The sequence below is a fragment of the Flavobacterium sp. B183 genome (assembly GCF_023539155.1).
GTDB lineage: Bacteria > Bacteroidota > Bacteroidia > Flavobacteriales > Flavobacteriaceae > Flavobacterium > Flavobacterium tructae.
Window position 1 is genome coordinate 2,311,550 of the sequence record NZ_CP097434.1, and the last position, 23,479, is coordinate 2,335,028.

Annotated in this window: 17 protein-coding genes and 1 pseudogene; 3 read left to right on the forward strand and 15 right to left on the reverse strand. The window is 36.0% G+C overall.

Translation table 11 applies throughout. From position 1 onward, the window contains the following. Nucleotides 1–26: 26 nt before the first annotated feature. Both M4I44_RS10155 and M4I44_RS10160 read right to left on the reverse strand, forming a co-directional pair. Nucleotides 27–1,406: a carboxypeptidase-like regulatory domain-containing protein gene (locus tag M4I44_RS10155; RefSeq protein ID WP_249967206.1), complete on the reverse strand. Its 1,380-nt coding sequence runs from the start codon at nucleotides 1,404–1,406 to the stop codon at nucleotides 27–29. A 69-nt stretch (nucleotides 1,407–1,475) separates the two neighbouring features. Further along, a complete protein-coding gene (locus tag M4I44_RS10160; protein WP_249967207.1) occupies nucleotides 1,476–2,861 on the reverse strand; it encodes a carboxypeptidase-like regulatory domain-containing protein in 1,386 nt (461 codons plus the stop codon). Between the two features lie 254 nt (nucleotides 2,862–3,115). Between M4I44_RS10160 and M4I44_RS10165 the strand changes: the two genes are divergently transcribed. Then, a complete protein-coding gene (locus tag M4I44_RS10165; RefSeq protein WP_249967208.1) occupies nucleotides 3,116–4,264 on the forward strand; it encodes a peptidoglycan endopeptidase in 1,149 nt (382 codons plus the stop codon). A gap of 3 nt (nucleotides 4,265–4,267) precedes the next feature. On the opposite strand, the gene M4I44_RS10170 is transcribed toward M4I44_RS10165, so the two are convergent. The 3 genes from M4I44_RS10170 to M4I44_RS10180 form a co-directional block, all read right to left on the reverse strand. Further along, complete coding sequence (locus M4I44_RS10170) at nucleotides 4,268–4,657, reverse strand: response regulator (RefSeq protein WP_017496742.1); 390 nt, start codon at nucleotides 4,655–4,657, stop codon at nucleotides 4,268–4,270. Next, nucleotides 4,647–6,071, reverse strand: coding sequence for a HAMP domain-containing sensor histidine kinase (locus M4I44_RS10175; protein WP_249967209.1), 1,425 nt, complete (start codon nucleotides 6,069–6,071; stop codon nucleotides 4,647–4,649). Before M4I44_RS10175 ends, M4I44_RS10170 begins: the two co-directional genes overlap by 11 nt. Before the next feature lie 493 nt (nucleotides 6,072–6,564). Further along, on the reverse strand, nucleotides 6,565–6,969 hold the full coding sequence (locus M4I44_RS10180; RefSeq protein WP_249967210.1) for a DUF5958 family protein: 405 nt from the start codon (nucleotides 6,967–6,969) through the stop codon (nucleotides 6,565–6,567). Nucleotides 6,970–7,247: 278 nt separating this feature from the next. Between M4I44_RS10180 and M4I44_RS10185 the strand changes: the two genes are divergently transcribed. Then, on the forward strand, nucleotides 7,248–8,660 hold the full coding sequence (locus tag M4I44_RS10185) for an APC family permease (protein WP_017496745.1): 1,413 nt from the start codon (nucleotides 7,248–7,250) through the stop codon (nucleotides 8,658–8,660). Between the two features lie 496 nt (nucleotides 8,661–9,156). Here M4I44_RS10185 and M4I44_RS10190 read toward each other — a convergent pair whose 3' ends face one another. The 5 genes and pseudogenes from M4I44_RS10190 to dinB all read right to left on the reverse strand — a co-directional run bounded on the left by M4I44_RS10190 (nucleotide 9,157) and on the right by dinB (nucleotide 16,196). Next, a complete protein-coding gene (locus M4I44_RS10190) occupies nucleotides 9,157–9,618 on the reverse strand; it encodes a DUF1810 domain-containing protein (protein WP_249967211.1) in 462 nt (153 codons plus the stop codon). Nucleotides 9,619–9,792: 174 nt separating this feature from the next. Further along, nucleotides 9,793–10,419, reverse strand: a complete 627-nt coding sequence (locus tag M4I44_RS10195; RefSeq protein ID WP_017496748.1) for an alpha-ketoglutarate-dependent dioxygenase AlkB — start codon at nucleotides 10,417–10,419, stop codon at nucleotides 9,793–9,795. A gap of 48 nt (nucleotides 10,420–10,467) precedes the next feature. Beyond that, on the reverse strand, nucleotides 10,468–11,856 hold the full coding sequence (locus M4I44_RS10200) for an exonuclease domain-containing protein (protein ID WP_249967212.1): 1,389 nt from the start codon (nucleotides 11,854–11,856) through the stop codon (nucleotides 10,468–10,470). Nucleotides 11,857–11,962: 106 nt separating this feature from the next. After that, nucleotides 11,963–15,016: a DNA polymerase III subunit alpha gene (locus M4I44_RS10205; RefSeq protein WP_249967213.1), complete on the reverse strand. Its 3,054-nt coding sequence runs from the start codon at nucleotides 15,014–15,016 to the stop codon at nucleotides 11,963–11,965. Next, nucleotides 15,016–16,196 (reverse strand): annotated as a pseudogene (dinB, locus tag M4I44_RS10210) (DNA polymerase IV). The gene M4I44_RS10205 and the pseudogene dinB overlap by 1 nt, the downstream one beginning before the upstream one ends. A gap of 85 nt (nucleotides 16,197–16,281) precedes the next feature. Between dinB and M4I44_RS10215 the strand changes: the two are divergent. Next, nucleotides 16,282–17,055 (forward strand): LexA family transcriptional regulator, encoded by a 774-nt coding sequence (locus M4I44_RS10215; RefSeq protein WP_026110019.1) that lies wholly within the window; start codon nucleotides 16,282–16,284, stop codon nucleotides 17,053–17,055. A 354-nt stretch (nucleotides 17,056–17,409) separates the two neighbouring features. Here M4I44_RS10215 and M4I44_RS10220 read toward each other — a convergent pair whose 3' ends face one another. The 5 genes from M4I44_RS10220 to M4I44_RS10240 form a co-directional block, all read right to left on the reverse strand. Beyond that, nucleotides 17,410–18,171, reverse strand: coding sequence for a phosphatase PAP2 family protein (locus M4I44_RS10220; RefSeq protein ID WP_249967214.1), 762 nt, complete (start codon nucleotides 18,169–18,171; stop codon nucleotides 17,410–17,412). Between the two features lie 383 nt (nucleotides 18,172–18,554). Further along, nucleotides 18,555–20,276, reverse strand: a complete 1,722-nt coding sequence (locus M4I44_RS10225; protein WP_249967215.1) for an ATP-binding protein — start codon at nucleotides 20,274–20,276, stop codon at nucleotides 18,555–18,557. An 89-nt stretch (nucleotides 20,277–20,365) separates the two neighbouring features. After that, nucleotides 20,366–21,487: a histidine kinase gene (locus M4I44_RS10230; RefSeq protein ID WP_070905472.1), complete on the reverse strand. Its 1,122-nt coding sequence runs from the start codon at nucleotides 21,485–21,487 to the stop codon at nucleotides 20,366–20,368. Nucleotides 21,488–21,565: 78 nt separating this feature from the next. After that, nucleotides 21,566–22,642, reverse strand: coding sequence for a porin (locus M4I44_RS10235; protein WP_249967216.1), 1,077 nt, complete (start codon nucleotides 22,640–22,642; stop codon nucleotides 21,566–21,568). Nucleotides 22,643–22,878: 236 nt separating this feature from the next. Next, nucleotides 22,879–23,430: a K(+)-transporting ATPase subunit C gene (locus tag M4I44_RS10240; RefSeq protein ID WP_249967217.1), complete on the reverse strand. Its 552-nt coding sequence runs from the start codon at nucleotides 23,428–23,430 to the stop codon at nucleotides 22,879–22,881. Between the last annotated feature and the right edge of the window lie 49 nt (nucleotides 23,431–23,479).

Sequence of the window (23,479 nt, forward strand, 5' to 3'; positions counted from 1 at the left end):
TAATTGAAATAAGCAAGCTTTTGTGCTTACTCAATAGGTTTAGCGGAACTCACTTCTTGCGATAAAGTCTTAATTCTATTCGGTTTTGTGGTTTCAAACTCATTGATGTCAACGCTGTATACTTTAGGCGATGGTACTTGTGAATAACTATTGTCGATACGTCCTCCAATAATGTATAATTTATTGTCGTAGTAATACATTGCAGCACGTTTTGACTCCAGCTCAATTTCAAATTCCTTTAACTGCTTTGTTTTTAATTCATAAGTGTATATTTTTCGATCCTCAAAAAAGTAAATTATATTGTTGTTGTAGGCAATAGCAGGTCTTTCTAAAGGAGTGAATAATTCACCGGGAAATCCCCATTTTTCTGTTGTCAAATCAAAAGTTTCGATTTGCGACAAAGGTTTTCCATTGTATCCGCCAATGAAATAAATTTTGTTGTCAATCAATATTCCGGTAGTTTCTTTAGCGGTTAGCATACTGGGAAGTTCGTACCAGTATCCGGATGTAATATTGTACAAATGCATCTTATCAGTAAAATCTTTTTTATCGTTTTCATCCCTCTTTACCGATCCTCCGGCTACGATGATATTGTCGTTATAACTAAAGGAAGCAAAATCAGCTGCCTGATGCGGATTTGTCTTATCTGTTTTAATACTTTTTTTGTCAAGATCTACAACTTCAATCTTATCTTGCAAGTATTCCCAACTGCTGATCTTGTTAACCAATATTTTTTTCCCGCCCAAAACATAAATCAGATTGTTGTAGAAATGAATGTTATGATAAGCTCTGGGCAGCAGTTTTATATCCTGAACTTCCCAGGTGTCATTCTTTATGTCATAAACAGAAAGGTGTTTTTTATAATGGCGTTTTCCTGTATTTTGAGCTTCATCCAGAAAATCCTGAAAGTTTGGGTCGGCTTTTTTGGCCCGTACTTTTGCCAGCTGGTCTATTTCGGAGTAAGCATCTCCGCCGCTAACATAAATTTTGTCATCTTTTAAAAATGACCCAAACGAAAAAATAGGATATTTTAAAGGTGCTAAGCTGTTGAATGAAATCTTAGTTTTTAATTTTGAATTGGAGGCGATCGTTACTCCGGATAAATTTTCGACGTTTTCTTCGAGTACAACGGTAAAGTTTTGCTTTGTTAAATAGCTCAGCGACATTCTTATTGTTTTGTACCCCAAATGGGAGAACTCTATAGTCTCTTCATTTTTAAATTCAGGAAGAAGTTTTAAAGAAAATTTACCGTTTTCATCCGTTATGGTCCTTGTCTTACTTGATAGCGCCAATATATTGGTGTCTTCAAGCGGAAGGCTGCCTTTTTGAGAAACGACTACGCCTTTTATATTTTGGGCGATGACTAATAAGGGGCAAAAAATAAAAAGTAAAAGTAATTTTTTCACGCTGTTCAGATTAAGATTGTTTTTTGGTTGGTATAAAGTAAATTAGTTTCGAATACTGAAAAGCTTTTTTTAATTGGCTTTGGCCAGGTTCATTTCTCTCTTTAGGGTTTTAGTTCGGGCAGGTTTCGTATTTTTGAAATCTTTAATGTCAATTGTAAAAATATTGGAGGAAGGAGCTTTCTCGTATTTACTTTCAGTACGTCCTCCTAAAATATAAAGTTTATTATCGGCAAAATACATAGTAGAATACTTCAGGGCTAACTCTGTTTCGTATTCTTTAAGTTGTTTTGTTTTTAGATCGTAAGCATACATTATGCGGTCTTCATAAATGTAAATCATGTTGTCGTGATAGGCTATGGCTGGTTTTTCCAGTCCAAAAAATAAATCGCCTTCTGTTTGCCATGCCTGGGTATTTAAGTCAAAGGTTTCTATTTTTGATACGGGTTTTCCGTCATCTCCACCAATAAGATAAATGGTATTGTCTATTATAATTCCAGATGTTTCTTTTGCTGTTGGCATAGGATCAAGTTCATACCAATATCCTGAAGTAATGTTGTACAAATGTACCTTGTTGGTGAAATCTTTTGTACCGTTTTCGGTCATTTTTACAGAACCTCCCATTACAATAATATTATCCTTGTAGGTAAAGGATGCAAAATCAGCTGCTTGATGCGGATTCGTATAGTCAACTTTAATCGTTCGATTGTTTAAGTCCAGAACTTCGTTTTCATTTTGAAGGTATTCCCAATTGCTTTTTTGATTGACCTTAACAGATTTGCCTCCTAAAACATAAATCGAATTGTCGTAATAATGAATGTTATGGTGGGCTCTTTTCTTTAATTTTGATTCTAATTCAGGGTATTCCCAGGTATTGGTTTTGATGTCATAAATAGAAAAATCCCTTCTAAAATAAGAGAGAACAGAGTTTTGTTGGGACGCTTCCAGATAAGTTGTTAAAGTAAAATCGGCTCTTTTGGATCGTATTAATTCCAGTCGGTCCATCTCATAAGAAGCATCGCCGCCAATCATGTAAATTTTATCGTCCTTCAAAAAAGATCCAAAAGAATAAACACTATGTTTCATTGAAGTTAATTTGCTGTACGGAAGTTTTAAATTCAATTTGGGATTGGCTTTAATAGTTACAGCCGATAAATTTTGAACTTCATCTTCAAGAAAAACTTTAAAGTTTTGCTTTCTCAGGTAACTTAGAGAGAATTGTGCGGTAACATAACCTATATGTGAGAATTCTACTATTTCGTCATCTTTAAATTTTGAAAGAAGTTTTAAAGAGAATTTACCCTCTTCATCTGTTATGGTTCCCACTTTGCTTGATAGGGCAAATACATTAGTATTTTCAAGCGGAAGTTTGGTTTCCTGAGAAAATATAGAGCCATTTATATTCTGAGCTGTTGAAAATAAAGGAAATATAAAGAAAAGTAAAAGTAGTTTTTTCACGCGATTATCTGCTAAAATTGGTTTTTTATGGTCAGAAAGAATCCCTTTTATAAAGAGTATTCTTTCAAACGGTTGAATCAATTTTTATGCCGAGTTTGTTAATTTCAATAAAATAAATTGTTAAAAAAGATGTTTTTTTTACTTTAAAAAGTTAAATTCGCTTTTCGGGTAAAACAATTACTTTTTTTGGGCCTATAATTCAGAAAAGTAATTGCATTCAGAGCGTATAATAATAGATGTAAATGTAACAGATAATGGTTTTCAGGTTAATAGCAATTTTGTTTTTTTTCAGTGTTGGTGCTTTCTCACAAGAAAAGTTTATTAAGCATAAAATCTCACAAGGAGAAAATCTTACTGTAATTGCTAAAAAGTACGGAGTAAAACCAAAAGATATTGCAGCAGCAAATCCTAATGCACCCAAAGTTCTAAAGTTAAATTCGGTTCTGTTAATCCCAAATCGCAATAAAACAGTTGCTAAAACAGCAGCCAAAAAGCCTGAAGAAATTATAGCAAATGCTACTCCGGAAACTATTCCAGGCTCCCATGAAGTTGCTGCCAAAGAAACGCTTTGGGGAATTTCCAAAAAATACAATGTTTCAGTTGATGACTTAAAGAAAGCCAATCCGCTTCTGGAAAGTGAAGGTTTAAAAATCGGACAGCAAATTAATATTCCGTCTAATACAACTACAACAACCGTAGCAATAGTTCCGGTAATCGAGAAAGTTCAGGAACCTGCAATGGTTGAGGTAACCAGAGAAGTTTTGTCAAAAGAAACGAAATATGCGATTGCAAAGGAGTTTGGAATAACCGTTAAAGAACTGGAAAAACAAAATCCTGCAATTAAAAAGAGGTTAAAAGTGGGGTATCTGCTTAAGATTAATGTTTCTCCGGAAAAAGCGGCAGCCTTACAAGAAGTAAAACCTATCGAAACCACGATATCGACACCATCTATACAAATTGCTGAGGAAACTGTTGTGAAAAAAGATTCCACATTTGTTAGAGGGATAAACAATAATTCGGAACTTATTGAGCAATTGATTGTAAACGCAACGGAAAATATCGGGACGCGTTACCGGTCAGGTGGAACCACAAAAGCTGGTTTTGATTGCTCAGGATTAATGATTTGTACCTTTAATAATTTTGACATTAAACTGCCTAGAAGTTCGATAGAACAATCCAGAATTGGAGTTAGAGTTGACACTGATGCCGCACAAAAAGGAGATTTGATTTTCTTTAAAACTAACGGAAGACGCCGTATCAATCATGTTGGAATGGTTGTAGAAGTGACCGAAGGAGAGATTAAGTTTGTGCATTCTTCTACACACGGTGGGGTAATGATTTCGTCCACAAAAGAACCTTATTACCAAAGAAGTTTTTCTCAGGTAAACCGTGTTCTTCAATAGTTTTTAATAGTTAAGCAGTATTGTTTTAAATTCATCTATTGGAAACGGCTTGTTTAAAAAAGCACTTACATACTTATTTGCTGTAATTGCAGCAATTTCGTCAGGATCTAAAGTCGATGAAAGTATGTAAATTTGGATTCCTTTTTTTATTCCTTTTTTTAATTTATGAAATTCCTCTAAGAATTCAAAACCATTCATTATTGGCATTTGAATATCCAGTAAAATGATAAGTGGGTGGTCATTGTTTTTAGTAACAAGCCACTGAATTCCCTCTCTGCCATTATTCGCAATGATGATCTGATCGATATCAAGGACTTTTGTCAGTAGTTGTTTGATGACAAGCTGATCAATCAAATTGTCTTCGATAACCAGGAATATGGGCTTAATTTCCATGATAATTTGGAATTGCTACAATAAATTTACTTCCGATAGTGTTTTCAGAGAAAACAGAAATACTTCCTTTGATGTTTTCTACAGCTTCCTTTACAATGTAAAGACCCAATCCCGAACCTTTGTTTTTGTTCGTACCAAAATACATTTCAAAAATATTGTTTTTAAATTCATCTTTAATTCCAATACCGTTATCTGTTATTTCAATTTTGTTGTAACCCTCTTCCGTATAAGTTTTAATCGAAATAAACATTTCCTCCTTATTAATGTCGGCATATTTTATAGCATTCGAGAGCAAATTCGAGATAATGATTCTCAAACGCAAGTCATCGCTTTGAATGGTATCGATTAATAGTTCTTTTGTAAATTTTATTTTATTGGCATTTTCAATATGCATCAACTGCGAAATGGATTCGTCAAATAATTCTTTTAAACTGACAGGTTCTATAATAACTTGTTTTCGTTTGTTTTTGGAATAATCTATAATATCAACTATGAACTGATCTTGTCTGACAAGGCTTTTGTGCATGAGTGTTAAGTAGTCTCTGACTTGTTCAATATCATCCTCTAGTTGAGTAATTTCGATCAATCCTTTTAGTGATGTTATAGGTGACCTTAAATCGTGTGATGCGCTATAGACAAATCGGTCCAGTTCATGATTTACATGGATTAGATTTTCGTTTTTTTCTTCAATTTCTTTTTTGGAGATGACCAAACGTTTGACCATAATCGAATAGTAGGTGCACACGCTTATTACGATGATCAGAATAAAAATAATATTGGTGATGATCAGAAGACTTTTGATTTTTCGTGTTCCTTCTCCCAGAGTATTTAGGAAGTTACGTTCGTTAATAGTGAGTTTATCGCTGATCGTACTAATTTCATTAAGAAATTTTTGCTGACTGGCCGGAGTTAATAGATTTTGTTTGATCTGCGCATCGACTTGCTGACCCAACTTAGATAATTTAGCGATTAATTCGTCACCCTGACCCCATTCGTGAATCGCTTTTGCCAAAAAAGATACATCTTTGAAGTTTACAAACAGCCAGACAATGTCATCCAGGTCATCTTTATGATTTCGTCCTGTTAGAAACCCTCTTCGGGCAATTTCGTTGTCTCCATATTTCAAAAGCGATCTCCTGGCAATACCATCACCCTGAGGGACTTTTAACTCCTGAGAAAAGAGCTTCCATTGGTTTGTGTCTTTAGTGAAAAGGTACATAATGAGATATCGTGCAGCATCCTTTTGTCCTTTTGAATAATGTGATTCCCCATGAACATAAGCCCTGTTTGCGGAGAGTATTTTTATGGTAAAAAAGTTGATACAGATAAGTAAAGCGCAGGAAATAAATACAATTATCAATAGAATGAAAACATTCGGGAAGCGTATATTTTTAAAAAACGGACTCTTAGACATAGTTTTCAGATTTGGAGGTTAATACTGCTTTTTCTGTTAAGAGCGCTTATTGTTGAAGGAGTCCTTTAAAAAAAATCAGGTTACTGAGAGTGTTGTCTTTTGACGGTTTTAAAATAAACAATTGTTAATAAAAGATTGATTTTTCAAAATTGTTTTATGCATGCATAAATTTAGTAAAAAAAGAACAGAATTTTAGAATTAGTGTTTTTTTTCTTACGGGATAATTAATTTTTGTTCCAATTTTGTTGTAAATAAATAAAATGTATTCTGTGAAGGCTCTTATTTTAAATTAGTAAGACTAAGAAAAGGAAAACAATTTTAAAATTTAATACATAAGAACAAACTGAAAAGGGTTAAACAGAAAAGTTTTTGTTTAACAATTCTTGATGAATTAAAAAGAAGTTCTTCTTGTGGGGTATAAAAAAAAACACAACTTTTGGCTGAGTTGTAGTTTCTAAGTATTTACAGATAGAATGGTATGTATATTTTATTCTTATTCATGCCAAAAGTGCCCACAGCCATTTTTACACTCTGTATTTCTTCTTTCAGTGTCTGTTACTTTAAAAATCCAAAGTAGTGAGGTTAGAATTTTTTTGTTCTCGTTTTCGGGAAGTTCCGCTAGTTTGTAAAAAGCAATTCGTGTTGGGTAACTTTTTAAAAGTACAATAGGGGTATAGGTTGATTTTAATGGAATGGTTTGAAGCGCATGCTGATAAGTTTCGGTATCATAATGAGTTTTTTCGGGAATAGAGTTGAAGATATAATTTTTTAAAGTGGTAAAAAGTCTTTCGAAATTATATTCAGCATTTTCCAATAAAAGCTGTACCCCGATATTAAAGTCTATTTTATCTTGGGCAATCTTGTTGATTATTATCTCTTCTTTAGACATTTGCTCCATATAGATATTTTGATTCCATTTTTATAGTTTGTTGTTCTGCAATATTGAACTTTAATTGGTACTAAAATATAGAATTACTCTTGTAATTGTTTAGAAGTTGTTGCTTTTTTGATTTTTGAATCTCCTGAGATTTGGTAATTTCAGGATTAAAAAGTTTTTCATGATTGTCTAATGGATTTACTCCGTCTAAGGACTATAAATAAGAATCTAAAATCAACACTCTAAAATCTTAAATTTCAGAAAAAAGTATATCTTTAACCAACCGAAAAACTAAAATTATGCAAGAAAACGACCAGGAACATTTTAAAAGAGAACTTGGATTATTAGACGGAACCATGCTTGTGGTAGGTTCTATGATTGGATCAGGAATATTTATTGTGAGTGCCGATATCGCCAGACAAGTAGGTTCGGCAGGATGGTTAACTTTAATTTGGCTGCTCTCCGGACTGATTACGGTTATAGCCGCAGTAAGTTATGGTGAACTTAGCGCGATGTTTCCAAAAGCAGGAGGACAGTATGTGTATTTAAAGGAAGCTTACAATAAACTAATTGCCTTTTTGTACGGATGGAGCTTTTTTGCTGTAATTCAGACCGGAACAATTGCTGCGGTAGGAGTTGCTTTTTCAAAATTTGCAGCTTATTTGTACGAACCATTGAGCGATGAAAATATACTTTATGAATTAGGTTTCTTTAAACTCAACGCCGCTCAGTTGGTTTCGATTTTTACAATTATTGTATTAACGTTCATTAATAGTAGAGGGGTGAAAAACGGAAAAATTCTGCAAACCGTTTTAACCATCATCAAAATTTTGTCATTGTTGGGATTAATCGTTTTTGGTCTAACCTTAGGTGCTAAAGCTTCAATCTGGGATGCCAATTGGACTGATGGCTGGGTGACACGTAGCTATAATGCCGAAAGCGGTTCATGGCTGCCTATTAGTGGAACCACTTTGATTACCGGAATTTCTGCCGCAATGGTGGGGTCCTTATTTTCCAGTGATGCCTGGAATGGAGTTACCTTTATTGCAGGAGAAATAAAAAATCCAAAACGAAATGTAGGTCTAAGTTTGTTTTTAGGAACTTTTATAGTAACGATTATTTATGTGCTAACCAATTTGATGTATTTGGCGGTAGTTCCGTTTGAGGAGATTGCTACAGCTAAATCAGACAGAGTAGCGGTAGTGGCTTCACATTACATTTTTGGCAATATGGGTACATTGATTATAGCAATAATGATTATGATTTCGACTTTTGCCTGCAACAACGGATTAATTATGGCAGGTGCGAGAGTGTATTACACGATGGCGAAAGACGGTGTTTTCTTTAAAAAAGCAGCTGTTTTAAACGAGTCGAGTGTTCCTGGATGGGCTTTGTGGGCACAGTGTTTCTGGGCTTCGGCTTTGTGTTTGACAGGAAAGTATGGAGATCTGCTGGATTTTGTAATCATCATTGTATTGATTTTCTATATTTTAACGATTTATGGTATTTTTATTTTGAGAAAAAAGATGCCGAATATTGAAAGACCTTACAAAGCTTTTGGATATCCGTTTTTACCTATGTTGTATATTGTAATCGCAAGCGCAATCTGTATTTCGCTATTAATTACCAAATTCTCAACTTGTGGATGGGGAGTTTTAATTATGTTGACCGGAATACCAGTGTACTACCTGAATAAACCGAAAGAAGAATAATATAAGGTTGTAAAGGTTCAGAGAGGCAAAGGTTTAAAGGTTAAGTTTGTTTACAAGTTTTATGTACCAAATGGGTGCCTGCAATTTTTTAACTTTGATGTTTACTTCAAAATATAAATGCCTTGTCTTTGACAAGGCATTTTTTTAGCCATAAAATTTAGTGTCTCCGGAAATTTGCCAGATCTGCATGCAAAAAAAAGAGATTTTTTTATGTGGTCAGTCTGGCTGAGTGAAGTCGAAGCTCCTTTTTTATATGAAATTTTTCTTAAAAGAGACTACAGATAGGTGTGTTCTGAAATTGTTCCAGGGGAGCAAAATATTTATAAAGCATGTGATTTCGCAAGATCAAAAGCTCCAACGGAGCGCAACAGAAATCTTTGAGAGAGTTCTTTTTTGGTGCTCTGTCCTGAGTAATAAAAAAAAAAACACTACTTATGCGCAAAAGCAAAAAGTAGTGTTTTAAATGTAAATAATCCTGGAAGCGGGCTTGTGTAAATTAAGCGATTTCGGCTTCAACAGTTGATTCTATCGTTGAATTAATAATAGATAAAGTAAGAGGATCTGTTTCTCCTGAGAAAAAAGCACCCAAAATTTCCTGAAACACAGGATTTGTATTTTCTGCCAAAGAGAAAAGCGTCATAGACGAACGTAATTTACGGGCGTCTAAATCTCCTAAAATTCCATCGGCTGATTTTCTTTTAAAAGTTAAAAACAGTTCAGAAATTTCGATAAGATGTTTCCCTAAAATAGGGTGTTCTAAAAACTCGGTTGCTTCTTTTAGATCGTTAATGGCGTAATAATTTGCTGTATCGCTCTTACCCAATCCTTTTATCTGAGGAAAAATGAACCACATCCAGTGTGTCTCCTTTTTTCCTTTTTTGATTTCGGAAAGAGCAGTAAGATAAAGTTTGTTTTGTGCATCTAAAAAACGCATTAAATCATTGTTTGAATAAGCCATTGTGGTAATGTATATGTAAAAAAAGGTTGCAAAAGTAGTAAAAAAGATAGGGTTTTCCTAGTAAAAGGTTCATACACTGAGGATTTTAACTTTTTGAGGAGGAATTTTCTACACTATTTTAGAATAGAAATAACGCCTTTTCAGTTATTATATTTCAGTACAAGTTTTAGAAAATCAGCTTTTTCTGTTCGTTCTTCTAAAGGTTAAGTTGATTCTTGGTAAAACATCTCGTGCCGTTTTTGGAACCTGATGTTGCCAAAAACTATTGGTCGTTCCTGACATTAACAGAAAGGAACCATGATGGAGCGGAATCTCCACCTGTGGGATTTCTTTCCGGAATTTATGACGCAATCGGAACATTCGGGTTTCTCCAAAAGTGACCGAAGCAATAATGGGGTCTGGGCCGGAGTTATGTTCTTTGTCACTGTGCCAGGAAACACCATCATTGCCATTTCGATATAAATTAAGCAGGAGGCTATTAAATTCAAGCTGGGTTTCTCTTTCGACACGGCCTCTGATAGTTAATAATTCATAAGTCCAGTCAGGACCATTTGGATCTGCTCCAACATTATCTTTATCTTCGTACCATGAAATCATTCGGGGAGCTGTAACAATTTTATCATACATTTCCATTTCATACTCTCTCCATTTCGTTTGATGAAGTATTTTTTCATAAAAACGATCGGATTCTTCTTTGGTAAAAAAGTTGTCGATCAAAATAAGTTCTGCATCAGGCAAATCAAATATCTTTTTTCCTTTCAAACCTGTGGCAAATAATTCGGTATCGCTAAATAGTGTCATAAGTCAATACGTTAAGTTTATAGCTCTATTTTTAAAATTAGATTCGTTTTATATTCTTGATGTCAGCAAATTTTTGTTGAAAAAAACTTTTCGGGGATTCTTCTCTGCATAAGCAAAAATCAACTGTTCAATGTATTGATTGCTTTTATAAGGCGTTGCATAATTTTTTACTTCTGAAGGATCCGTAATCGCAACATCTAACGGAATATATCCCATACCATAAAAATGACCGTTTTCTATCCAAATGCAACTGCGTTCGTGCGCTGTTCTTCCTTTTTCTATAATGGCAAAAGTGGGTCTGTTATTTTGTAAAAAATCAATAGCATTGTCGACTTGCTCATTGTGGAGGAAGGTATCCGGCAAATTTGTGATATCATTATTTTGAAATAGCTCTCCTTCTTCAGCTTTTGAATATTTGCAAAATCTATAATCAATTTCAAATCGTTCTGCTAAACCCCGCAGTATATTTGTTGCTTCGTGTAAACTACTGAAGTGCTCAATACACGACTGAAATTTATTGAGTTTCCCGATAGCCAGATACTTATATCCATTGCGGGCTTCATATTGATACAATCCAAATTTTGGTTCAAATCGTTTTAAAGCTCTATTGTAAGTAGGCCAAAGATGTTTGATTTCAGTACATTCCAACAGAAGTGCCATCAACTCGTTGCCACAAACTTCATAGGAAATGGAATAAATATCCCGTAAGAAATGTTGTCTTTGCGGATTGATATTATGACCACTAAAATGAGAAGCAACACGTTTTTTTATATTAACCGCTTTTCCCACGTAGATTACTTTTTTAACCTCATTGTAAAAATAATATACACCTGGTTTTTCCGGTAAATTATTAAAATCTTCCGGCGGAAGGTTAGGAGGTAAGCGCTGATCTTGTGCCGTGTTTTTGATCATTTGTTCGATATGACCTTCATTGTCCCATTCGAGTAATCGCGAAAACAATATAGCAGTAGCTTCTGCGTCGCCTCCGGCACGATGCCTGTTTTCTAAAGGGATGTCGAGCGAATTGCAAAGTTTTCCTAAACTATAGGAGGCAAAACCCGGTCTGATTTTTCTGGCTGCGCGAACGGTACATAACTTTCTGGCAGTCCATTTGAATCCGGATGCCTCAAGCTGGTGGCGAACAAACGAATAATCGAAATTGACATTATGAGCAACAAAGATCCGGTCGTTTAGCAATTCCATTACTTTTTCGGCAATATCATCAAAAATAGGAGCATTGGCTACCATTTCATTATTAATACCTGTTAAGGCAAAAATGGGAAGCGGTATTTCCTTCTGCGGATTTACGAGCGTCTCAAAGCGTTCCATTACTTTTTTGCCGTCGTGAATGACAATGGCAATTTCTGTAATGCAGCTGCCACTGGCGTTACCACCTGTGGTTTCAATATCGACTATGGCATATTCCTGCTTTTTCATCTTATTTGTATAACGTCTAACTTATTTCTTTTTAGTTTTCAGTCTCAGTGTACACTTTTTAAGGACTGTTTATTTGGCTGAAAACGGTGTCGACTGCGATTGAAAGCTAAAATTTCATTCGGTGTCGGGGTAAATTAATTTCATGTCTTTGCGGATAAGGCTCCCGATGTGTTGGACTGACATCTTCCTTAATCTGGCGCTGTGTTTTAAACTGATCTTTAGCATCCATATAACGAGGATCGGGAATAAAAGGCATTTTGGCCATTTTGGTTATGGTAATGGTTGGAAAATGATAATCGACTTCGACATTTCCTAGCAAAAGATAGCAGCCACCACCCTGAAAAGGATAGTTTGCGAGACTGTCCGGAAAATGTGCGGTGTCAAAATAAGTACCTTCATGATCGATCCAGGTGCCAAAATACATGGTTCCTTTTTTGGTTGGAACCTGTTTTCTTGAAATCAGATAAGCAAGCATACGAACCTGTTTTTTATGGCAGGCTGTTAAATCCCGGGCCATAATATCACCACGATATTTGGTTTGCAAAAGATCAAAAACAGTACAGGAAACAGGAAAACTCAAGAGCTCAATCTCATCAAAGGCATCTTCATATAAAGAACGTTCTAAAGTTGGGAGTTTGTATTCTTTTACCGGTTCCTGTATCAGCCTCAGATTTCTGTTTTCGGGTTTGAAATTATTCAAAAGCAAACTGGCAACAACTAAAAGCTGATTTTTGGTTTTTCCTGTAAAACGAAAAGCATCTATAAAAATTAGAATTTTCATGTTTTCAATCCCAATAGGAATTCTGTTGATAAAATCCTCCAATGAAAGAAAAGCACCATTTTTCTCCCGCTCTGATTCGATCAAATGAGCTGTTTTGGATTCCAGACTCTGCACATGCATAAAGCCAAGATAAATGTCTGTGCCGTATAAAGTAGTCTGATATTCGCTTTTATTCACACAGGGGTTGTGTATGCTTCCGCCTGACATACGTGCTTCGTGTACGTAAACTTCGGTTCGGTAAAATCCGCCCTGATTGTTGATTACCGCTGTCATGAATTCTACAGGATAATAAACTTTGAGGTATAAACTCTGATAACTTTCTACAGCATAAGAAGCCGAGTGTGCCTTGCAGAAAGAATATCCCGCAAAAGATTCAATTTGGCGGTAGATCTCCTGACTCAGTATTTCGGGATGTCCTTTTTGAGCACAGCTGGCAAAAAAGTTGTCTTTTACTTTTTGCAAGGCTTCAAGGGATCTTCCTTTTCCGGACATCGCTCTACGCAGGATATCACCATCTGCAGCGGGTAGCCCTCCATAATGTTGTGCGATTTTGATCACATCTTCCTGATAGACCATAATGCCGTAAGTTTCACCAAGCTGTTCCTTAAAAACGTCATGGAAATACTGAAACTGATTGGGGTTATTATGGCGAAAAATATATTCTTTCATCATTCCGGATTGTGCTACACCAGGGCGAATGATAGAGGAAGCGGCTACCAGAATTTTATAATTGTCGCAATTCAGCCGGCGTAGTAAACCACGCATGGCAGGGCTTTCGATATAAAAACAGCCAATAGTGCGACCCTGAGCCAGATAAATGTTGCATAAAGCTTCGTCTTTAGAAATCGAAGTATTGCGAATATCGACTTTTATCCCTCTGTTTTTCTCGATGAGTTTTACACTGTCATCAATATGACCAATACCTCGTTGACTTAGGATATCGAATTTTTCGAAACCAATCTCTTCGGCAATGTGCATGTCGAAAAGCGCGATAGGAAAGCCTTTTGGAGGCATTTCTAATGGCGTATAATTCGTAATAGGTTCTTCGGAAATCAAAATACCACAGGCGTGCATACTGCGTTGATTGGGGTATTTGCTAAGCATCTGACCATAATACTGAACCTGTTTTACAATTTTATTGGTTTCGTGAAGCTCCTCGGGATTTTTAGCCAGCATATCCAGTTCTTCTTTCGGAAGACCAAATACTTTTCCCACTTCTCTATAAATAGAACGGTATTTAAATTCGACATTGGTACCGCAAAAAGCCACATGATCTTTGCCGTATTTTCCGAAGATATATTCCAGAATTATATTGCGTTCCTGCCAGCTCCAGTCAATATCAAAATCGGGAGGAGTTTTGCGGTTGAGGTTTAAAAAACGTTCAAAATATAAATCCAGTTCAATAGGGCAGATATCGGTGATTCCGAGACAATAGGCAATAATGCTGTTGGCACCGCTTCCGCGGCCAATATGCATAAAACCCTGACTGTTGCTGTACTGAATAATGTCCCAGGTGATTAAGAAATATCCGCTGAATTCTAATTCATCAATAACTTTTAGCTCTTTTTCGACGCGTTTTTTGGCTTCCTGATTCTCGTCTTCATAACGGTTTTTGAATCCTTTCCAAGCTAAATCAGTCAGTTTTTCTAAATCTTCCTGACGGCTATTAGTATAGAATTTTTTGTTTTTCGGAACTCCAAAATCATATTCAAAATTACAGGAATCAATAATTTTCTGAGTGTTGGATATAATTTCAGGATATTTTTCATAAAAAGGCAAAAGAGATTCCAAGGATTGCAGAATTTCAGAAGCTTTACAATAATCAGATTCAGTTAGTTTAGATAGAATAACATTAGTATCAATTGCCCGGAGAATTTTATGCAGATTGTGTTCTGTTTTAGTCCTAAAAGTAACAGGCTGTAAAACGACCATCTGATCTATTTTATTTTTGTGTTCGGATGTAAGAAGTCTGGAAACTTCTTCAGGACGAATACCGATGAATTCATTTTCGCGAAGAACTTCCGGAGCATTTTCTAAAGTATAAATCACGAAAACTGATTTAAATTCAGGTGCAATTGAAGGCAAAACTTCTCCGCTGAAATTATGATGGGTTAAGAAGCGGTTCATTTCGCCCAAACCTTCTGTATTTTGTGCCAGACCAATATATCTGAATTGATGACGGCATCGAAATTCCATTCCCACTAAGGGTTTAATTCCTTTTTCCTGACAGGCTTTTATAAAATCATAAATTCCGGTAACAGTATTAATATCTGTAAGCGCCATTGCTTTTATCCCACAAGAAACAGCCTGGTCAACCAATTCTTTAAGCGGAATTGTGCCATAACGTAATGAATGGAAGGAATGACAATTAAGATGCATTATTTGGTACGTTTTAAAATTTCGTCTTTAGTATTGGGTTTAAAATGGGCTCCTGCGCAACGCATTACAGCATCATAGCCATAACGGTTTTTTATTCGGTCCATAGCGGCGTAGAGTGATAGCATTTCCTGAGTATCTTCAAAAAGATCAATTTGATAAGTTCCGCGTACGAGTCCGCTAAAGCGAATACCAATTAAGCGAAGCCGCATTCGGCGTTGGTAGACCTTATCAAATAATTCGGTTACATTTTTGGTCAGAATATGATCTGCTGAGGTATAGGCAATTTTAGATTGTTTGGTCTCGGTATCAAAATTGGCGTAACGTATTTTAACCGTAATGGTTGAGGTTAGCCATTGTTCGGCGCGAAGCTGGAAAGCCAGTTTTTCGACCATTCCTAAAAGTATTCTTTTGAGTTTTGCAATGTCAATCGTATCCTGAGAAAAAGTAGTTTCGGTAGATATTGATTTTCTTTCCGTATAAGGTTCAACGGGAGTGTGGTCGATTCCGTGTGCTTTTTTCCAGAGCTCCAGACCGTTTTTACCAATCATTTGCTGTAGCACCTCGGCAGGCATTTCGGCTAGCGTCTGAATTTTGCGAACGCCAATTCTGGACAAAAGCTGAAAAGTAACTGCTCCGACCATTGGAATTTTCTGAATCGATAAAGGATTTAAAAAGTCCTGTACATGCTGTTCCTGAATTTCAAGATTCCCTACCGGTTTGCCTTCTCCGGTTGCAATTTTAGAAACCGTTTTATTAATCGATAATGAAAAACTAATAGGCAGTCCGGTTTCTTTCATTACAGATTGGGCCAGCTCATTGGTCCATTTATAACTGCCGTGAAATTTATCCATTCCGGTAATGTCGAGATAAAATTCATCGATACTTGCTTTTTCTAAAACAGGTGCTTTTTCTTGAAGAATTTGTGTAACATCATGCGATAATTGCGAATACAACTCCATATCGCCTTTCATTACTTTTGCATCAGGACAGAGTTTTAATGCCATACGAATGGGCATAGCAGAACGGACTCCAAATTTACGGGCTTCATAAGAACAAGAGGCAACAACGCCACGATCACCACCTCCAATAATTAGAGGTAATCCTTGTAATTGTGAGTTGGTTAACCTTTCACAGGATACAAAAAAGTATCCAGATCCATGTGTACAATTGCCCTTGCCATTTTCTTGTTTTTTGGAATAAACAAAATTAGTACAGATAATAACATTTTTCATATATTTGCTGTTCCAAATTATAACAAATTAATTATGTCCTTATTTTCAGACAACATCAGAGCATTAAGGGTTAAGCATAAAATATCGCAGGAGAAATTAGCTGAAAACCTGAGTATTACAAGAGGAAGATACGTGAAATACGAAGACGGAACTTCGGAAGCACCGTATGATATTTTAAAGAAAATCGCCTTGTATTTTCATACCAGTATCGATTTATTATTGTCAGTCGATATTCGGAAAATAAACATCGAAAATTTGATAAAACTCGAAGGGAATCGGCTTATTCTACCTATTCAGGTTGATAATTTTGGAGAGAATTATATCGAAATTGTATCCCAAAGAGCAAAAGCAGGTTATCTGAATGGATATGCCGATCCGGAATATATTGAAAGTCTACAGCAGGTTTCTCTTCCGTTTTTAGGCCCTGGGAAACATCGCGGATTTCCGGTAGAAGGTGATTCGATGCCGCCACACGAAGACGGATCGATTATTATTGGTCGTTATGTGGAAAGGCTGGGAGAGGTGATGGACGGTAAAACGTATATCCTGATTACCAAAAATGAAGGAATGGTGTACAAGCGTTTGAACAAAAACAAAAAAAATAGTCTGGTTTTAGAATCAGATAATAGTTTTTACCCCAATTATGAAGTGAAAGCTTCTGATATTTTGGAGATTTGGGAATATGAGTGCAACATTGGCCGTTCGGACAAAAAGCAGCAATTGTCTGAAACGGAAAGCATGAAAGAACTGCTTCTTCAGGTAAAAAGAGAGGTGATGGAGATTAAGAATAATACTTCGAATACATAAGATTTCAGAATGAAGATTAACGATTTTTGATCTAAACCCGATTTATAATTGATATCCGTTTGTCGGTCTGAGCGGAGTCGAAGACCTTTTGTGCCAGGAAGCCCTTCGACTCCGCTCAGGGAGACCATGATCAATAGGCATTTTTTTAGCCACAGATTACACAGATTAGAAGAATTATTTTTTTTCGCCACGACCCGAGCGATAGCGAATAGACGAAGTAATTCACGAATTTTATTTAAGATCTAAACCCTATTTATGATTGATAGCTGTCTGTCGGTCTGAGCGGAGTCGAAGACCCTTTTGCGCCAGGAAGCCCTTCGACTTCGCTCAGGGAGACTATAGTCAATAAAAAAACTAAAAAACCTTCACAAAACCCAATCCATATTGTTTGCCATTATAAAAAGGCATTACCATAGAAGTGGATTTGTTTTCGGAAGATGATTTAAATAATTTTTTGGTAATGTAGGGATTAATCCAATAGGCAATTTTGGTACTCAAAATCCCAATTCCGGCTCCGGCAGCAACATCCGTTAACCAATGACGGTTGTTGTATATTCTGAAAAGGCCCGTTCCGGTGGCTACGGCATAACCCGCAATTCCGTACCAAATTGATTTGTCTTTGTATTCCTGCCATAAAAATTCCGCTCCGGCAAAAGCAGTTGCGGTATGTCCTGAAGGGAAAGAGTTTTTTGAACTTCCGTCAGGTCTTTCTACATGTGAAATCGATTTTAAACCCAAGACAGTTGAAGCCATAATAACGTATGAAGTTACAAAAATGACAGAGCGATCACGCATATTATTTTTTCCCTTTACACCAAAAGCATTCAGGGCATAAACTGAGGCTGCAGGCGCGTATTGCGAGAAATCATCAATAGTGATTTTTTTATCAATGTCTTCAGTAACTTCATTTTTGATTTGATGATTAAAACTTAAGAGTTGGTCGCTTTCAAGTCCAATTACTCCATAACCAATTAAAACGCCCGGAATGATGAGCTGCTTGTAATTGAATTTTAATTGTTGTGAAGTACTGTCCACTTTCGTAATCGAATCATTTTGCTGTGCCTGAGCACCAAAAAAAACAAATAAAAATACCAGAGAAATCGTTTTGTAAAACATCTTTCGTTATTGTTAAAAGTTGCAATATTAACGTATGTATGCACGAAGTATTTTTGGTTTAACTGAACCTTAAGCGAATATTAACCTGCTGGCTTTAAAATAAATAATTGAATTAAGATTGACTAAATATTATACCGCTTTGTGTGATCACCCTGAGCGAAGTCGAAGGGCTTTGTAGTAGAAAAGGTCTTCGACTTCGCTCAGACTGACGAATGTCGTAAAATTGAATTTGGCTGTTAACTAGGCGGATTAATAACGCAGATAAGATGGATTATTTTCACCGTATAAATAAAAAAATCCGTTTTTATCGGTTTAAATCTGTGTCATCCGTGTGCCATTCCAAAATCAGTACAAGTAATGGATCGTTATAAAATTGAATTTATCTAAACCTTGAGTGAAAACCAAAACGTACTTCCCAGGCCTAAATTACTCTCAACACCAATCGTTCCGTTTTGAGCTTCAATAAATTCTTTACTGATAGCGAGCCCCAATCCGGTTCCTGATTTCTGACTTCCCGGAATCTGAAAATATTTATCAAAAACTTTGTCTTTGTAGCGTGCATCAATTCCTTTTCCGGTATCGATAACCTGAAACGTAATCTGATCGTTTTCTTCTTTTAAGCGGATAATAATTGTACTTTTTTCAGACGAGTAGGTGATTGCATTCGACAAATAATTAATCAAAACCCATCCTGTTTTTTCACTGTCGGCTTTTACATTTTGCAGGTGTTCATTGGCTTCCACTATGAGTTTAATTTGCTTTTGCTCCGCCTGAATTTTTACCGCTTCGGTTGCATAATTTACAATGGCGTATGGATTGCTTTTTTCGATATTTAACTGGATATTCCCGGTTTCTAATTGAGATAAATTAAGCAATTCACCCGTGATTTTCAATAAACGCTGACTGTCTTCTTTAATGCTTTCGACGAGTTGTTTCTGGTCGTCGTTCATCTCTCCCGTTTTATTATTCTGAAGCAATTGAAGGCTCAGTTTTATAGACGCAATCGGTGTTTTTAATTCGTGTGAAACGGTTGCAATAAAATTAGTTTTTGCAAAATCGAGTTCTTTAAATAAGGTAATATTTCGAAGGATGATAACATCTCCAATATTAATTTCCTTTTCTTCGCCTGTTGGAGTTATGGTAATATTGATCGTTTCTTTATCAAAATAGCTTTCTTTTCCGTGGGCAAAAATCTTCATCGGCTGTTTTTTCTGAGAATCATTTGCCGTTTCTTTCAGAATCAAAGAGCGAATCAAATCATTGGAAACTGCCAAAGCAGAAGCGGATTGACCGATAACATCTTCCAGTTTCATTCCGATAATTTTCAGGGCTTCATCATTCACAAACAAAATAACACCTTCATGGTCTAAGCCAATAATGGGATCGTGCATGTTATTGATGAGGGTTTCCAGTCGTTTTTTCTCAAAGAATAATTTGTACAAACTACTATTGTTGTATTCCTGAAGTTTTTGCGCCATGGTATTAAAGGATTTTGCCAAATCACCATATTCATTATGATTGGTAAAATGCACCCGTTCGGAATAATTTTTATTGGCAATTTCTTTAATACTCTGGGTCAGTTCCTTAATTGGATTGGCAATATTATTGGGCAGATTTACCAGTAAATTGAAGGCGATTAAAAAGCAGAGCGTTCCCACAATGGCAATCCATAAATTAGCATTTTCGGCGGTATGTTTGGCAATATCGCTTTTTTGTTTGATGGCATCCAGATTGAGTTTCATTATCGAAAAAATATCCTGCCTGATTTGTGCTTTCACCGTTTCGTTAGAACCGTTTTTTTCTAAAAGGGCAAAGTCATGTTCCAATTTAGCAGTGGCTTCTTTTTCTCCGGGTTCTGTAACATTGTGGGTTTGTTTCTCCAGATATTCCTTAAAAGTATGAATCGTACTATCACTATTCACTTTGATTTCATCTAGTGACAAAATCATATTTCTGGAATATTCCAGCGTATTGTAATTTGCTTTCAGAATATTTTCGGTATCTGCTTTTATCAAAAACACAGCATATCCGCTCACTAATGAGAGTATAATAATCATTAAAAATAACAATCCGACTCCCAGATTCAATTTGGTTTTAATTCTCATATTTTATTTTTTCTAGTAAAAAGGTAGTTGTGAAATGTAAAATGTATTTCACAAAAACATCTCACATCTCACATTTTACATAAAACATTTCACGATAATATAACAAGATCCACATTTGATAAAGACAGACTATTTAACAAACGTCTGAAAATGGTTGTAGACAAAATTACTTTAAATAAATTTAAATGTGGTTTTCCAATACAAACCGTTGTAATATGTTTTTCTTCAACAGTCATTAAAATGGCGTCGGCAATATTTTGGTTCTCTGTTTTAATAACTTCGGCACCCAACTGAACAGCCAGTTTAAAATTATTGATCAAATGCCGTTGTTTGTCTAACGCAATTTTGGTGCTGCTTTCTTTGGGAGTTTCTACATACAAAACATACCAGGATCCGTTGTAATAACTAGCCAGACGTGCCGCTTTTCTGATTACAATTTTGGCTGTTTTATCGTTGCTGCTAATACAGGCCAGTAATTTTTCATGCCTTAAAGCATGCAGTTGAGGTACTTCGTTCTCTACTTTTCGCACTACCTGACTGGCTACTTCTTTCAAAGCCAATTCGCGCAGTTGTAAAATTTGTTCCGATTTGAAGAAATTAGACAAAGCGGTCTGAATTTTATCTGCCGTATAAATTTTTCCTTCTTTCAGACGGGCAATCAAATCTTCAGAGGTCAAATCGATGTTTACAACTTCGTCGGCCAATCGTAAAACATTGTCCGGAATACGTTCCTGAACATCAATGCTTGTGATGCGTTTAACGTCTTCATTTAAACTTTCAATATGTTGAATATTTACTGCCGATATCACATTGATTCCGGCTTCCAGAATTTCCAAAACATCCTGCCAGCGTTTTTCATTTTTGCTTCCTTCAACGTTGGTGTGTGCGAGTTCATCGACAATTACAACTTCGGGTCTAAGGTTGATAATCGCCTGTACATCCAGTTCTTCCAGCTCTTTCCCTTTATAGAAAATGGTTCGCCGTGGAATCACAGGCAAACCAGATAAAAGCTCATGCGTTTCTTTTCGCATGTGCGTTTCGATGTAACCAATTTTTACATCAATTCCATTTCTTAAGAGTGAATGTGCTTCCTGCAGCATCCGATAGGTTTTACCCACACCGGCACTCATTCCGATGTAGATTTTGAATTTTCCCTTTCGTGATTTCTGAATTAAATCGAGAAAGTGCTGTGCATTATTTTCTTTTTCCATATTTTTTGCTTTAAGCAATAAGCAGTAGGCAATAAGCAGTAGCACGAAAGCTTACTGCTTAAAGCCTATAGCCTAAAGCTAAAAAGAAATCGCCAGCGAAGTCGTTACAAACGCGTTCGTATTCGTTGGGAGATTGTTTTTTGTAAATATTTCATCTTTACTGGAAAGATTTCTTGCTTCTAATCTAAACATTACATTATCAGTCACTAAGTAATCAAAGTTAGCTGAAAATCCGTAAGTTTTAAAACCATTTGGAGTTTCTGTGGCAATAATTACTCCTTTTTCATCACTGTAATATTCGCCACGGGCTGCCAGCTGAATTTTATCAGTAGGTTTGTATTGGACAATCAAAATCGGAGAAAACCAGGTGTCGTATTTGTTACTGTTTTTAGCCGACTGTTGTGTTCCAATATCAAAACCAGCTGTAATATTGGTTTTATCCGTTACTTTAAATTGTCCGTAGAAATTATTAAAGTAACGCCATTTTTTGTCGATATCCGGTTGTTCATTTCCAACATAAGTGCTCCAGTTTAAAACCACTTTGTCTGTTGGTTTGTAGGTAACCTGAGTTCCAAAAGCCGGAGTTTGATTGCCTTCTACTTTTTGGATACGCTGCCAGCCGTTTAAATACATACCGGCTAAATACCATTCTCCGGATTCAGACGTGTAACCAATTTTAACTCCCGTTTCATAATAAGGAGAGTTTTCAGCCAGAATACTTCTGGTTAGATTTTGACAATCTTTTCCGATAGCACTTTCAAAACCAAGATGTGAAGGCATAATTCCCGCATCGACCCATAAGTTATGAGAAGAAGAAATCTTCACTCCCACATTTGCTTCATATACATTTTTTAACAAACCCTGTTCGGCAGCCAGGTTGTACTCAGCGTAAGTCCCGGCCATCAGGGCAAAATTCCCACGAACATTGCCTTTGCTGTAGTTCACTTTTGCTAATCCTAAATTGATGTTCATTTCATTACTTCTATTGTAGTTGTAAATAAATCCCGGACGAGTATGATTATTCGGTTTTGCGAAATCATAGCTGTAATAAACGTCTACATATCCTGAAAATGTAAACGGACTTTTAGATTCTTCCTGAGCGTGTAAATTGCTAAAACCAAAAGCGATTAAAGCAGTAAGTATTGTTTTTTTCATTTCTGTGGTATTCAATTATTTATTTAGTAGATTTTTTTTAGGAGCTAATCCCGCTATCCACTGCAATCTTTTGTGTCCGCCGCCGCGGACACAAAAGGATTTCCGTTTCTATCGGGGCTAGGGTATTTGGGGCAAAAAGGGGGTTTGTATTATAATCGATTTTATATCCTAACAGGTTTCCAAAAACTGTTCGAAGAAAAACCTTAGAACCTTAGTATCTCAGTATCTCAGTACCTTTATTTCAATTGATCAAGAGCAATGTTAAGTTCCAGAACATTAACCGTTGCTGGTCCCACAACAGCGGTATTGATTTTAGATGTTACCAAAGCTTTCACTTTAGCTTCGTCTAATTTTCTTTCTTTGGCAATACGTTTTACCTGAATCAAAGCACCTTGTGGTGAAACATTCGGATCTAAACCGCTTCCTGAAGCTGTAACCATATCTGCAGGAATCTCAGATTTTTTCAGGTAGGGATGAACGATTAAAAATGTATCCACTCTTTTTTGAACCAAAGCCAGATATTCCGCATTGCTTGGTCCTTTATTGCTTCCGGCACTTCCGGCGGCATTATAATCTACAGCCGAAGGTCTTCCCCAGAAATAATTGGGTTTATCGAATTTCTGACCAATTTTTTGGTACCCTACCACTTTTCCGTTAACCGAAATGGTTTCTCCTTTTCCTTGATTTGGAGCAAATTGAGCGATTCCGTAGATTGCCAGAGGATAAATAACGGCAAACAGAATTACGGTGATCAGTGTAAGTTTTAATAGTGAAAGTATATTTTTCATTTTTTTTATTTTTTAAGTTTCTGAGACGCTAAGTCTCTAAGATGCTAAG